General features: G+C 71.7%; 14 protein-coding genes. 3 read left to right on the plus strand and 11 right to left on the minus strand.

What is annotated here, in order from left to right:
• Positions 1-11: 11 nt before the first annotated feature.
• The gene (gene gabT / locus AB0N68_RS01905) at positions 12-1373 is read right to left on the minus strand and encodes a 4-aminobutyrate--2-oxoglutarate transaminase (protein ID WP_268776686.1); all 1362 of its coding nucleotides are present in this window, start codon (positions 1371-1373) and stop codon (positions 12-14) included.
• Positions 1374-1466: 93 nt separating this feature from the next.
• Between gabT and AB0N68_RS01910 the strand changes: the two genes are divergently transcribed.
• Positions 1467-2975 carry a PucR family transcriptional regulator gene (locus tag AB0N68_RS01910; RefSeq protein WP_280564672.1) on the plus strand — a complete coding sequence of 503 codons (1509 nt, stop codon included), beginning with the start codon at positions 1467-1469 and terminating at the stop codon, positions 2973-2975.
• A 130-nt stretch (positions 2976-3105) separates the two neighbouring features.
• Here AB0N68_RS01910 and AB0N68_RS01915 read toward each other — a convergent pair whose 3' ends face one another.
• The 6 genes from AB0N68_RS01915 to AB0N68_RS01940 are packed head-to-tail and all read right to left on the minus strand — an operon-like array spanning position 3106 to position 8090.
• A complete protein-coding gene (locus tag AB0N68_RS01915; RefSeq protein ID WP_280564670.1) occupies positions 3106-3960 on the minus strand; it encodes a MurR/RpiR family transcriptional regulator in 855 nt (284 codons plus the stop codon).
• A complete protein-coding gene (phnE, locus tag AB0N68_RS01920) occupies positions 3947-4762 on the minus strand; it encodes a phosphonate ABC transporter, permease protein PhnE (RefSeq protein WP_280564668.1) in 816 nt (271 codons plus the stop codon). The genes AB0N68_RS01915 and phnE (AB0N68_RS01920) overlap by 14 nt, the downstream gene beginning before the upstream one ends.
• Entirely contained in the window at positions 4759-5553 is a 795-nt protein-coding gene (gene phnE, locus AB0N68_RS01925) for a phosphonate ABC transporter, permease protein PhnE (RefSeq protein WP_363590150.1), read from the minus strand. Before phnE (AB0N68_RS01925) ends, phnE (AB0N68_RS01920) begins: the two co-directional genes overlap by 4 nt.
• Positions 5554-5579: 26 nt before the next feature.
• On the minus strand, positions 5580-6404 hold the full coding sequence (gene phnC / locus AB0N68_RS01930) for a phosphonate ABC transporter ATP-binding protein (protein WP_232089084.1): 825 nt from the start codon (positions 6402-6404) through the stop codon (positions 5580-5582).
• Position 6405: 1 nt separating this feature from the next.
• Complete coding sequence (phnD, locus tag AB0N68_RS01935; protein ID WP_280564663.1) at positions 6406-7395, minus strand: phosphate/phosphite/phosphonate ABC transporter substrate-binding protein; 990 nt, start codon at positions 7393-7395, stop codon at positions 6406-6408.
• A gap of 2 nt (positions 7396-7397) precedes the next feature.
• Positions 7398-8090 (minus strand): HAD family hydrolase, encoded by a 693-nt coding sequence (locus tag AB0N68_RS01940; protein ID WP_187662206.1) that lies wholly within the window; start codon positions 8088-8090, stop codon positions 7398-7400.
• Between the two features lie 118 nt (positions 8091-8208).
• Between AB0N68_RS01940 and AB0N68_RS01945 the strand changes: the two genes are divergently transcribed.
• Positions 8209-8859, plus strand: coding sequence for an amino acid deaminase (locus tag AB0N68_RS01945; protein WP_292797539.1), 651 nt, complete (start codon positions 8209-8211; stop codon positions 8857-8859).
• Here AB0N68_RS01945 and AB0N68_RS01950 read toward each other — a convergent pair whose 3' ends face one another.
• Together AB0N68_RS01950 and AB0N68_RS01955 are read right to left on the minus strand one after the other, a co-directional pair.
• The gene (locus tag AB0N68_RS01950; RefSeq protein ID WP_280564656.1) at positions 8860-9273 is read right to left on the minus strand and encodes a riboflavin kinase; all 414 of its coding nucleotides are present in this window, start codon (positions 9271-9273) and stop codon (positions 8860-8862) included.
• A complete protein-coding gene (locus AB0N68_RS01955) occupies positions 9270-9779 on the minus strand; it encodes a flavin reductase family protein (protein WP_187662209.1) in 510 nt (169 codons plus the stop codon). Before AB0N68_RS01955 ends, AB0N68_RS01950 begins: the two co-directional genes overlap by 4 nt.
• 103 nt (positions 9780-9882) lie before the next feature.
• On the opposite strand from AB0N68_RS01955, the gene AB0N68_RS01960 reads away from it, so the two are divergent.
• The gene (locus AB0N68_RS01960; protein WP_187662210.1) at positions 9883-10470 is read left to right on the plus strand and encodes a PadR family transcriptional regulator; all 588 of its coding nucleotides are present in this window, start codon (positions 9883-9885) and stop codon (positions 10468-10470) included.
• Between the two features lie 22 nt (positions 10471-10492).
• Here the strand turns inward: AB0N68_RS01960 and AB0N68_RS01965 are convergent, their stop codons facing one another.
• Positions 10493-11377 (minus strand): ribokinase, encoded by an 885-nt coding sequence (locus AB0N68_RS01965; RefSeq protein WP_187662211.1) that lies wholly within the window; start codon positions 11375-11377, stop codon positions 10493-10495.
• A complete protein-coding gene (locus AB0N68_RS01970; RefSeq protein WP_280564653.1) occupies positions 11370-12749 on the minus strand; it encodes an NtaA/DmoA family FMN-dependent monooxygenase in 1380 nt (459 codons plus the stop codon). Before AB0N68_RS01970 ends, AB0N68_RS01965 begins: the two co-directional genes overlap by 8 nt.
• Positions 12750-12805 lie beyond the last annotated feature (56 nt).

Genomic DNA, 12805 nt, shown 5'->3' on the forward strand with positions numbered 1-12805 from the left:
CGGACAGGGTGTCAGGCGCCGGCGAGCGCCTCGGCCACGACGTCGAGGCCCTCGTTCAGCAGCTCGTCGCCGATGGACAGCGGCGGGAGGAAGCGGATGACGTTGCCGTACGTGCCGCAGGTGAGGACGATGACGCCCTGGGCGATGCACGCCTTGGCCACAGCAGCCGTGAGCGCGGCGTCCGGAGCGTTGGTCTCCGGGTCGACGAACTCGGCGGCGACCATCGCGCCGTGACCGCGGACGTCGCCGATGCGGGCGTCCTCGGCCTGGAGGGCGGTGAGCCGGCCGAGGAGGATCTCGCCGATCTCGCGGGCACGCTCGATGACGCCGTCGTTCTCGAACACGTCGATGGCCGCGAGCGCCGCGGCGCACGCGATGGGGTTGCCGCCGTAGGTTCCGCCGAGGCCGCCGGAGTGCGACGCGTCCATGATCTCGGCGCGGCCGGTCACGGCGGCGAGCGGCAGCCCGCCCGCGATGCCCTTGGCGGTGGTGATGAGGTCGGGCTCGATGCCGAAGATCTCGCTCGCGAACATGTGTCCGGTGCGGGCGAACCCGGTCTGCACCTCGTCGGCGATGAAGACGACGCCGTTCGCGCGGCACCAGTCGACGATCGCGGGGAGGAAGCCGTCGGCGGGGACGATGAAGCCCCCCTCGCCCTGGATCGGCTCGATGATGACGGCGGCGAGGTTGTCGGCGCCGATCTGCTTCTCGAGCTGGAGGATCACGCGGGCCGCGGCCTCGCCGCCCTCGAGCCCGTCGCGGAACGGGTACGACATCGGCGCGCGGTACACCTCGGGGGCGAACGGACCGAAGCCGCTCTTGTACGGCATCGACTTCGCGGTCAGCGCCATGGTGAGGTTCGTGCGGCCGTGGTAGCCGTGGTCGAACGCGACGACGGCCTGACGACCGGTGTGCTTGCGGGCGATCTTGATCGCGTTCTCGACAGCCTCGGCGCCGGAGTTGAACAGGGCGCTCTTCTTGGCGAAGTCGCCGGGGGTGACGCGGTTGAGCGCCTCGGCGACGCCGACGTACGACTCGTACGGCGAGATCATGAAGCAGGTGTGCGTGAACTGCGCCGCCTGCGCGGCCACGGCGGCGGCCACCTTCGGGTGCGCGTTGCCGACCGTGGTCACGGCGATGCCGGAGCCGAGGTCGATGAGCGAGTTGCCGTCGGCGTCGACGACCACTCCTCCCCCGGCTGCGACGGCGGCGACCGGCACCGTGTGACCGACACCGGCGGCGACCGCGTCCGCCTTGCGGGCGAGGACCTCGGCCGACCGCGGGCCGGGGAGTTCCGTGACGAGGCGACGCTCCTGCGGGAGGTCGGGGCCGCCGAGGGGGACTGCGGGTGCTGCGGTGTCGAGGAGAGCCATGTCGCGAGCGTACGGCGGCAGCGGAGACGCCCGCATTCGCCGGGTCGTATAATCGGAGAATTGATTTCGCCGTCTCGTACAACCGGAGATCGTATGGCCCCCGCCGATCCCTCTACGCTGTCCGCCCTGCTGCGCCGCCGGGACCTTGATCTGCGCCTCGTCTCCACCGCAACGGATCTGCCGGACGGCGCGCTCGACCGGCCGCTGCGCTGGGTGCACAGCTCCGACCTCGCGGACCCGACGCCCTTCCTCGCGGAAGACCTCGTCCTCCTCACCACCGGCACGCAGTTCGACGACGCGGAGGCCATCGCCCCCTACGTCGTCCGGCTCGCCGAGCGCGGCGTGCTGGGGCTCGGATTCGGGACCGACGTGCATCGCTCGGGAACACCGGAAGAGTTGATCGCGGCGTGCGCCGACCAGGGCATTCCGCTGTTCGAGGTGCCGTACCGCACGCCGTTCATCGCCGTGGCCCGCGCGCACTCCGAGGCGATCGCGGCGCAGGCCTACGCCCGGCGCACCTGGGCGCTGGACACCCAGCGCGCCCTCGCCCTCGCCGCCCTCCGGCCGCGCGGGCTCGAGGCGATCATCACCGAACTCGGCCGTCGACTCGGCGCCTGGGCGGGCATGTTCGACGCGGCGGGCGACCTGATCGTCGCCCACCCCCGCGACGCCCTCTCGGCGACTGTCCGGGAAGGGCTCGGGACCCGGGTCCAGGAGATCCTCGACCGCGGACTCGAGGCGGGGCAGTCCCTCACCCTCGATGCGCACACCTTCATGCTCTTCACGGTGGGGCGGGGCGGGCACCTGCGCGGCGTCCTCGCCGTGGCGGCGGACGCCCTCGACCAGGAGGCCAGGGCCGTCGTCACCTCGGTCATCGCGATGGCGGGACTGGCGCGGGAGCAGAGCGAGCAGCTCGCCCGCGGCCGACGCCGGCTGCACACGCAGCTGCTGCGCTCGCTCCTGGGCGACGACCCCGGCCTCGCGCGCCGTGTCCTCGGCAGCCTTCCGCCCGCCCCCGTGGTGGTGGCGGTGACCGGGGATGCCCCGGCCGAGCCTCTCCTCGACTGGTGGGAGCGCCGACGGGTCGAGCACGGGACGCCCGCCTTCCTCGCGGACTCCGAGGACGGCGTGGTCATCTGCGTGTCCGCGGCCGACGAGGCTCTTCTCGACGATGCGGCCTCGCGCTTCAGCGCCCGCGTCGGCGTCTCGGCCCCGGAGGGGTACGACGCCTTCTCCCGCGCGCACGCCCAGGCGCTCATCGCTCTCCGACAGCCGGGCACGAGCGGCGCCGTCCGGTACGCCGACACGGTCGGATCCAGCCTGCTCACGGCGCTGGCGACGGATGAGGCCCGGCTCGTCGCGGAGTCGCGGCTCGCTCCGCTCCGGGAACACGACGCCGCCCACGGCACCGCGCTCGAACACGCGCTGCGGACCTGGCTCGACCACGACACGCGGGCCGAGCAGGCCGCGGCCGCCCTCGGCATCCACCGGCACACCCTCCGCTCCCGGGTCTCCCATGCCGGCGCCCTCCTCGGGGTCGACCTCACGACCTTCCCCGCCCGGGCCGAGGTGTGGGCCCTCCTGCAGACCGCCCGCGACTGACCCGGCCCCTTCCGTCCCCGCCTCCCCCCTTCCCCCGCGACACCTGCACGACCGCGCGACACCTGCACGACGGATCGGCCCGCCAGGTCATGCCCGCGGACCGAGGTCGTGCAGCCGGAACCGCGGTCCCTCAGCCGTCGAGGTTGTCGGAGACCACTTCGAGGGCGTGTGCCCGAGCCTGGACGGCGGCGTCGCCGCGGGCGGAGGTGACCGCGGCCGCGAAGACCTCGGCGAACACGAGGAAGGCGACGCGGGAGGCGTGCTGCAGCTCTTCGCGGAAGCTCACCCCGGCCGGGGTGATGACGAGCGACAGGGAGGCCGCGTCGGTCAGCGCGGAGGACGCGAACGAGGTGAGTGCGATCACCGTCGCACCGCCGCGGGCGGCGGCGGTCGCGACACGCAGGCTCGCCTCATTGGCTCCGGAACCACTGACGATGACGCACACGTCCTGCTCCGTGAGATGCCGAGCCGCGATCTGCTGGGCGATGGCGTCGGCGATGAACTCCGCCGGTCGCCCTGCCGCCGTGAGCCGCATCGCCAGATCGCTCGCGATCGGCGACGAGAGACCGTTCGCCAGGACCAGCACACGTCGCGCGGAAGCGGTCGCGGCGACTGCCGCGTCGACGGTCGCCGGGTCCAGGAGACTCGCCAGCATGGGGAGGGACGCCGCGACACGGTCGATATCACCGCGCATCCGCCCCAGCACACCCGGCCCGTGATCGACCGCAGCGTCACCGCTCCCCCCGCCGAGCTCGGCGGCCAGCGCGACCCGGAGCTGCGGGTAGCCGCGGTAGCCGAAGCCCTGGCACGCACGGACGACGGTGGCGCGGCCGACACCCGCCCGGTCGGCGAGCTCCTGCGCTGTCCACTCCACGACGGCGTCGGCGGAGTCCAGGATGAGCTCGGCCACCCGCCGCTCCGCGGGCTGCAAGGTGTTGCGGACCGCGGCGATGCGCACGGTCGGCGGAGAGCTAGGGGCGAACACGGGCTCGGGCTCCCTCCATGATCCGGCGGCGGATCGCGCCGGATACCGCGTCGATCAGCATCGTCACCGTGACAACCACGATGAGCAGGACACCCACCGTCGACCACTCACGGTACTGGGTGTAGGAGGTGAGCATGTCACCGATGCCGCCGACGCCGATGAGGCCGAGGACGGCCGACGAGCGCACGTTGATCTCGAAGCGGTAGAGCCAGAACGACCAGAACGCCGGTTCCGCCTGTGGCCACACTCCCCATCGCAGCACCTGGAGAGTGCTGCCGCCGGCCGCGTGTGCCGCCTCGATGGGGCCACGGGGCACGGCTTCGACGGCCTCATAGCCCCATTTGCCGAGGGTGCCGATGCCGTTGAGTGCGAGCGCCAGGGCTCCCGTGAAGGGCGTGAGCCCTGTCACCGAGAGGATCACGATCGCGATGATGATCTCCGGGACCGCGCGGATGAGCGAGAACAGCCCGCGAAGCAGATTGCGCAGCCAGACCGGTCCGAAGCCGCGAGCGGCCAGCAGGCTCAGGGGTGTCGCGAGGAGGATGCCGAGCACCGTGCCGACCCAGGCCATCTCGATGCTCCGCCAGGTCTGCCACAGGGCCTCGGGGAGCTTCTCCCAGTTCGGGTCGCCGAACATGAGCACGGTGTAGCGGACGATCTCCGCCGGGAGATCGGCGAGGCGCGCCCAGGAGATGTCGATCGACCAGAAGGCCAGCACGATCACGGCGGTCACGAGGCCCCATCCGACGAGGAGCCAGGGGCGCCGAGGCCGGGCGGGGACGGCGGTGAGGGGCGCGGTCATACGAGCCTCCGTCGGACGGCGTCGGAGACCACGTCGATCACGATCACCACGATGAGGATCTCGAGGATGATGAGCGAGAGCTGGTCGTAGCGGTAGAACGTGCGGACGGCGTCGATGAGCAGCCCCATCCCGCCCGCGCCGACGAGTCCGAGCACGGTCGATGCGCGCACGTTGAGCTCGAAGACGTAGAGGGTCTGGTTCGCGAAGGCGGGCCAGGCGTCCGGAAGGGCGAGCGTCCGGTTGATCTGCATCTGCGTCGCGCCCACGGCCCGGCCGGCCTCGAGGGGCCCGCGGTCGTTCGTGTCGATCGCCTCGGAGACGAGCTTGACGATGATGCCGATGTTGAACAGGACCAGCGCCAGGATCCCGGGAAGGGCGCCGACGCCCACCATCGCCACGAGGATGGCGGCGTACAGCAGGTCGGGAACACTGCGCACGACGTTGAGGACCCCGCGCACGACCAGTCTCGCGCCCGTGTTCGGGTTAGTCGCCCGCGCCGCCCAGAAGCTCAGGGGCAAGGACACGGCGGCGCCCAGGGCGGTGGCGATGACCGCCATCTGCAAGGTCTCGATCAGCGGCGGGACCGTGCGCGGGAAGAACGACCAGTCGGGCACCAGCAGCTTCAGCACCTTGTCGGCGCCGTTCTGCCAGTTGCGCGCGATCGCGTCGAGGTCGACTCCGATGCCGACACCGGGCAGACACATCACGACCGTCACGGCGACCACACCCGCCAGGACAGCGGCTCCCTTCCAGGCACCGGGTGGGCGCGCGGGCACGTCGAGCGGTGCCACCGCGGTGTCCTGGTCGACGACGGGGGTCACGCGTCCAGCCGATCGTCCGAGGTGAGCGACCGGCCGTAGATGCCCTCGAAGTCCGCGTCCGAGGCACCGGCGGCGGGGCCGTCGTAGACGATCTCGCCCGCGCGCATGCCGATCATCCGGGCGCCGTATTCACGGGCGAGGTCGAGCAGGTGGAGGTTGACGAGCACCGTGATGCCGAGATCGCGGTTGATGCGCCGCAGGTCGTTCATCACGCCGTGCGCCGTGGGCGGGTCGAGGCTCGCCACCGGCTCGTCCGCCAGGACGACGCGAGGCTCCTGCGCCAGAGCGCGGGCGATCGCGACGCGCTGCTGCTGGCCGCCGGAGAGATCGGAGGCCCGCGCGTGCAGCTTGGGCAGGATCCCGACCCGGTCGAGCGCGTGGTACGCGCGCTGCCGGTCAACCTCAGGATAGGCACCGAGGAGTGTGCGCCACAGCGGCGTGTGGGCGAGACGCCCGACGAGCACGTTGTGCAGCACGCTGGCGCGACCGGCGAGGTTGAAGCCCTGGAAGACCATGCCGATGTCCCCCCGGAGCCGGCGCAGCGTGCGCGGGGAGGCGCCGCTGACGCGATGCCCGCCGACGTCGAGGGTGCCGGACGTGACCGGCACCAGGCCGTTGATCGTGCGGATGAGAGTCGACTTCCCCGAGCCGGAGAGCCCGACGACGGCGACCATCTCGCCCGCGGCGATCTCCAGTGAGACGCGGTTCAACCCGATCGTGCCGTTCGGATAGCGCACCGTCACATCGTCGAGACGGATGTTCCACGGCGTGGACGCCGCGGCCGGAGCCGCGGCGTCCACCGGGTGATGCGGAGCGGACAATTTACTGCAGCCCCAGGGCCTCGGCGGCCCGGGCGACGACGTCGAGCGACGCGGGGTCGGCCGGTGCGAGCTTGGTGATCGAGTAGATGCTCTCCAGGATCGTCGAGCCCTCCTCCGTGTTCGAGAACTCCTCGAGCGCGGTCGTGATGCGCTCCTGCAGCTCCGGGGACAGGTCGGCAGACAGAGCGACGCCGTCGTTCGGGATCTCCTCGGTCATGGCGAAGACGACGACCTTCTCCCCCACGTCCGGGGTGTCCTTCTGCACGATCGTGCGGGCGTCCCAGAAGCTGAAGCCCACCTCCGCGTCGCCGTTGTAGACGGCCAGCACGGACGCGTCGTTCGCAGTCACCGGGATCTGCTCGATGTCCGCGTCCGTGTCCAGGCCCGCCTCCTGGAGCGCGAGGATCGGGTAGATGTAACCGGCGGGGGACCCCGGGCCGAGGACGGCGACCTTCGCGCCCTCCACCTTGTCGATGCTGTCGAGACCGGCGGGTCCGGTCATGGCGTCGGCGCCGTTGCAGAAGAGCATCCCGTCACGCGCGACCGGCTCGTCCTCGCAGTACTTGTCGGGGTTGTTCGTCATGAACTGCGCCGGGTAGGTGATGTTGCCGTTGCGCTCGGTCTGCAACACGACGGACGCGTCGTACATGTCGTTCGCCTGCCAGAGCTGCAGCGACGGCAGGAAGCCGATCTGCGCCTGCCCCGCGCCCATCGCCTCGACCGCGGCCTGGTAGTCCTTCGAGACGACACCGGTCACCTCGATCCCGAGCTCTTCCGTGAGGTAGTCGGTCAGCGGGGCGGCTGTCTCCACGAGGCCGTCCTGGTCCTGCGACGGGACGAGGGCGAGGACGAGGGAGTCCGGATCCTCGGCGGGGGCGGCGGACGGGTCGGACCCGGCAGTGGTGCCGGAGCACCCGGCGAGCGCGACGGTCAGCAGGGCACCGGCGGCGGCGAGACCGAGAACCGGGCGGCGGAAGGGGGAGGTACGCATGATCATCCTTCGGTGGTGAGGGTGTGTGAAGTGGACGGAACGGAGGAGTCGGTGGCCCGCAGCCAAGCCTCGAGCTGCGGTGCGAGAGTGGCGAAGTCGGCCGCGCGGAAGGTCGGGGTCGCTGCCGGGTCGGCGAAGCCCCCGATCAGCGCGGTGGCGTGGCCGCGGGCGTGTGCGGGAGCGAGATCGTTTCGCCACATGTCGCCGATGCTCAGGATGCGGGCATCGGGCGGCAGCGCATCGAGGACCTTCTCCATCCCGGCGGGCTTGCGGGCATCGGTCACGATGCGGTCGAACAGTCCCGCGAGCCCGAGGTGCTCCAGAGCCTCCGGAAGACGCAGGGCGGGGGCGTTGGTCACCAGCACGCGCTCCGCTACGGGGCCGGCGGTCCGAAGGAACTCGACCAGGCCGCTCGGGACCGTGACCGGAGCCGCAGCCGTGGCGAGCTGGGCGCGGCTCGCCAGGTAGGCCGCGCTGAGCACGGCACCGTCGGCGCCGAAGCTGTCCGCCGCGCGGCGGACGACGTCGTACCCGTCGACGGCGTCGGGGCCCGCGACGGCGAGCGCGACGCGGACGTCGTCGACGAACCGCTCCGACGCGCCCAGCGCGGTGGCCACATGTCGGGCGTAGGCGAGGACAGGGCCGTCGCCGAGCGCGATCGTGCCGTCGAAGTCGAAGAGGAGGATGGTGGTCACGGGGTTCCTTCCGTGCGGACGCTCCGTCCAGCATGGGCAAACGACATGGACGGAACGCCCACAGCGCATGAACGCCGCGTGAACACTCCGTCCACGTCGTTCCCGTATGGTGAACGCCGTGTCCGAACTCGCTTCCCTCATGCACGCCGCCGACCGCGCCGCGACCAGCACCCCGGCCGCCGCGCAGAGCGCGATCGACGCGTTGCCCTGGCTCGATGCCTCACTCCGGGCTGATCGCGATGCGAGGCGCTTCGCCGCGTGGGGCCGGTCGACCGCCGTCGACGAGAACACCGGCGCGGGCGTCATCGCGCCCGCCCTGTTCGACGAACTCCACCGGCGCGCGGGCCTGCCGGCGACCTGGCCGGTCGGTAACGCCGGGCTCCTGCACTGCTACGGCTACCTGCTCTCGCGGGAGCCCACCCCCTACGGCCTCAAGAGCGACCGCTGGCTGACCCCGGCGCTGGCTGTCGCCTGCGGACTCCCCGAGGACGCCTTCCTCCCCTGGCTCCCCGGTCCGACGCTCCTGGCCCGAGCGACCGCCGCGGCCGCCGCCCTGTCCGCAGGCCTGCACGGATCCACGGTCGCCGTCGCCGGCCGCGAGAGTCGGGTCTTTCTGAGCGCGTCGGAGGGGCCGGCGGCCCTGGCCTACGCGGTCGCACCATCGCCGGGGCTCCCCCCGCTCCCGGTCACGCTCTTCCCCGTGACCGACGCGGCGGCGATCCTCACCGAATTCCCCACGCTGCCGCGACTCCGCTGGAACGCGGCGTAGTCAGCGCCTCGCGAACGTGCGCCGCTCCGCGGCGAGAAGCCGCCGCGAGGCCGCGACATCCGCGGCGGTCCGGGCGACGAGCTCCGCGACCCCATCGAAACGGAGCGTCGGCCGGAGCAGCGCGACGAGCTCGACCGACAGCAGCTGCCCGTAGAGGTCGCGGTCGATGTCGTGGAGGTGCACCTCGAGACGCCGCGCCCGGTCGCCGCAGAACGTCGGATTGACGCCGATGCTCGCCGTCGCCTCCCACCGCCGGTCGTCGCCGGGCAACAGCGCCCACGCCGCATAGATCCCATCGTCGGGCAGCGACCGCTCGGACAGGGCGAGATTCGCGGTCGGGAAGCCGAGCAGCCGACCGCGACCGTCGCCGGGGACGACCAGGCCGGAGAGCACCCGGGGCGCCGGTCCGCTCACACGTCTCCGGCGGGCGAGATGGCACGGTAACGGCTCTGGTGGAACACGAGCGGCTCGACGCCGTCGAAGAGCGTCACATCCTGGATCTCGTAGAGCGCGATCTCGTGGTCACCACCGTCGAACGTGCTGTGCAGCCGGCACGTGAGCCAGAGCGCGGCGTCGTCGATCAGCACGGCCCCACCCTCCGAGCGATGCCACGCATGGCCGCCGAACCGGTCGCCTTCGCGCGCGGACAGCGAGCGGCTGAGCGGCTCATGGTGCGCCGCGAGGACACTCATCCCCAGTTCGGGGACGGCGCGCAGCACGGGCCACGTCTTCGAGGTGCGCGCGGCGCTGACGGCGACGAGGGCGGGCTCCAGCGAGATCGAGGTGAAGGAGTTGACCGCCATACCGACGGCGCGGTCCTCGACGTGCGCGGCCAGCGCGACCACACCGGTCGGGTAGACGGAGAAGGCGCGACGGAGAGCGCGGTCCCGCGGCAGGGCGTCGGTCACGGCAGTGGTCATCACGAAGTCCTTTCGATAGTCAACTTTGACTAGTCTGAATTATATGCATTTTTGACCATGCAAACAACAGGTTCCACCGCACCGAGCCGTTAGCATGAAGCGCATGTCGACCACCCGCCTCGTCGTCCTCGGTGCCGTCAAGCAGTTCCAACCGGTGCACGGCTACTTCCTACGCCGCGAGCTCATGACCTGGCACGTCGACGAGTGGGCGCACATCCAGCCCGGTTCGATCTACAACGCCCTCCGCGCGCTCGAAGTCGACGGCTACGTGGCGGAGAGCGGCACCGAGACGGAGGGCAAGCGCCCCGCGCGCACCACCTACCGCATCACCCCGGCCGGCGAGGTGGAGCTGCAGCGCATGCTGCGCGAGAACCTCTGGAACGTCGCGGCCTTCGACACCCAGGCGATCATGACCGTGGCCTCGTTCATGTTCGTCCTCAGCCGGCAGGAGGTCATCGCGGGCCTCGAGCACCGGCTCATCAAGAGCGACGCGATCATCACGCAGAACGGCTTCGACGTGCAGGACACCCTGCGCTCGGAGACGACCCCGGAGTACGTGCGCGAGATCTTCGACCTCTCCACCGCCCGACTCACCGCCGAGAAGGAGTGGCTCCTGACGCTGCTGGAGCGGCTGCGTGCCGGAGCATACACATTCGCCGGCGAGACGGCGGAGACCACCCCTACGCGCTGATACCGCCGCGCCCAGCGCGGACTCAGCGCCGCGCTACCAGAGCCTCCAGAGCGGTGACGGACAGCGCCGGAGTGGTCGCCCCACGGTGACGGGCGACGATCGCCCCCGCGGCACAGGCACGGACGAGAGCGTGCTCGATGTCGTGACCCTGGGCGAGCCCCGCAGCGAGGGCGCCGCAGAAGGCATCCCCGGCTCCCGTCGTGTCGACGGCGTCGATGCGGAAGGCCGGCACGTGCACGCCGGGGCGCCCTGGCCGATGCAGCGTCACACCGGCGGCCCCCTCCGTGAGCACGACCGCCCCGGCGCCGGCGCCGAGGAGCCGCTCGACGCCGCCGAGTTCCGCGCACTCCGTCTCGTTCACGACCAGCACGTCCACCTCCGGCAGCAGGTCGACGGCGGCGGGGTGCGCGGGGGCGGCGTTGAGGATCGTGAGGGTCCCGGAGGCATGTGCGGCGGCCAGGGCGGCGGCGACCGCGGCGAAGGGCACCTCGAGCTGAGTGAGCATCACGGCAGCCCCGACGGTCCCGGCCACGGCGTCTTCCGGAGTGAGCTCGCCGTTCGCCCCCGCCGCCACGAGGATGCTGTTGTCGCCGTCGTCGAAGGCCAGCACGTGCGCGACCCCGGTCGGCGCGGACGCGGAGCGGCGGAGCGCGGCGTCCACTCCCGCCTCCGTCAGCGCCGCCTCCAGAACGGCGCCGGCCTCGTCCGCTCCGACGACGCCGCAGAACGTGGTCACGGCTCCCGCGCGGGCCGCGGCGACAGCCTGGTTCAGACCCTTGCCACCGGGGAAGCGGCCTCCGGCCCGGCCGAGCAGCGTCTCACCGACGCGGGGAGGACGCGACACCTCGACCACGAGGTCGAGGTTCGCGCTCCCCACGACGGCGACGCCGGCGAGGCTGTCAGACACGGGCCATCGTCCGCCGGAACGACGACCCGATGTGGGAGTCGGCGAGCGCGGGCGTCGGGGTGCCCATCAGCCGTTCCCGCAGCGACTCCGGCTCGGCTGCGGGGTCGGCGATCGCCCCGCGCTCCTTGAGGATCGGCAAGACGTGCTCGATGAAGTCGGCGGTCGAGGCCGGCGGGATCACCGGAGCGAAGAGGAAGCCGTCGAGGTCGGCGCCGTCGGCGAGCTCCATCATCCGGTCCGCCACCTGCTCCGGCGTGCCCACGATCGGGCGGGCGCCCACGCCGTGCGCGTGCCAGTCGCCCAGGACATCGCCCACCGTCTTGTCGGCGAAGCGCGCGACCTGCGTCTGCGAGAGTTCGGTGCGGAGCTCGGACATCGGCGTGCGCGGGTCGTACGACGACAGGTCGAGACCGGTGAACCAGGCGTAGGAGGCGACGGTGACCTCGGGATTCTGCGCATCGGCGACCTCCGCGTAGGTGCGGCGGGCCTCCTCCTCGGTGCTGCCGACGACCGCGGCGAACGCCGACATGATCTTCACCTCGTGCGCCGCACGGCCGTTCTTCACCGCCTCCTCGCGGATCGCCGAGGAATGCGTGCGGAGCTGCTCGACCGAGCCGCTCCCGACGAAGATCGCCTCGCCGTGCTTGCCGCCGAACTCGCGACCGGCGGGCGACGCCCCGGCCTGGAACAGCACCGGCGTGCCCTGCGGCGAGCGCTGCGTGTTGCCGTAGCCGTGCGAGCGGAAGTAGGGCCCGTCGTGCGCGATGCGGTGGACCTTGGCCGGGTCGGCGAAGCGACCGGACTTGTCGCGCTCCAGCGCCCCTTCCTCCCAGGCCTCCTCCCACAGCTTGTAGACGACCTGCATGAAGTCGTCCGCCATCAGATAGCGCTCGTCGTGTCCCACCATCGGCACGCCGAAGCCCTGCACCGCGGTGTCGGCCGTGCCGGTGGTGACGACGTTCCAGCCGATCCGGCCCCCGGACAGGATGTCGAGAGTGGCCAGGCGTCGGGCGAAGGAGTACGGCGGCTCGAGCAGGGTCGATCCGGTGGCGACCAGGCCCAGGCGGGTGGTCTCCGGGATGAGGGCGGCGAGGATGATCGCCGGGTCGAGCCGCGGCAGATCCAGGCCCTCGACGGAGCAGATCTCCGGCCGCTCACCGGCGACGTCGGCCCAGCCCCACGCGTCGGCGAGGAAGAGGAAGTCGAAGCCCGCGTTCTCGACCAGGCGCGCGGTGTCGCGCCAGTAGTCGAGCTTGTCGAAGAGGTAGCGCCGATTGTCGGGGTGGCGCCAGGTCGCGGTGCCGGAGTCGTTCGCCTGGGCGTTCTCGAAGAGTCCGAGCCGCAGGGTCTTCACGGGGTGCTGAGCGGTCATGGCGGATGCCTTCCTGGGAGTGGGGGATGGAGTCGTTCGGAGTTTCCGGGCACGCC

Origin of the sequence: Microbacterium meiriae, assembly GCF_040685015.1 — a bacterium.
Taxonomy (GTDB): domain Bacteria; phylum Actinomycetota; class Actinomycetes; order Actinomycetales; family Microbacteriaceae; genus Microbacterium; species Microbacterium meiriae.

What these genes read in the sequence shown, in the direction of transcription:
- gabT (WP_268776686.1), bottom strand. Translation starts at nt 1,373, where the DNA reads ATGGCTCTCCTCGACACCGCAGCACCCGCAGTCCCCCTCGGCGGCCCC.
- AB0N68_RS01910 (WP_280564672.1), top strand. Translation starts at nt 1,467, where the DNA reads ATGGCCCCCGCCGATCCCTCTACGCTGTCCGCCCTGCTGCGCCGCCGG.
- phnE (WP_280564668.1), bottom strand. Translation starts at nt 4,762, where the DNA reads ATGACCGCGCCCCTCACCGCCGTCCCCGCCCGGCCTCGGCGCCCCTGG.
- phnD (WP_280564663.1), bottom strand. Translation starts at nt 7,395, where the DNA reads ATGCGTACCTCCCCCTTCCGCCGCCCGGTTCTCGGTCTCGCCGCCGCC.
- AB0N68_RS01955 (WP_187662209.1), bottom strand. Translation starts at nt 9,779, where the DNA reads ATGACCACTGCCGTGACCGACGCCCTGCCGCGGGACCGCGCTCTCCGT.
- AB0N68_RS01960 (WP_187662210.1), top strand. Translation starts at nt 9,883, where the DNA reads ATGTCGACCACCCGCCTCGTCGTCCTCGGTGCCGTCAAGCAGTTCCAA.
- AB0N68_RS01970 (WP_280564653.1), bottom strand. Translation starts at nt 12,749, where the DNA reads ATGACCGCTCAGCACCCCGTGAAGACCCTGCGGCTCGGACTCTTCGAG.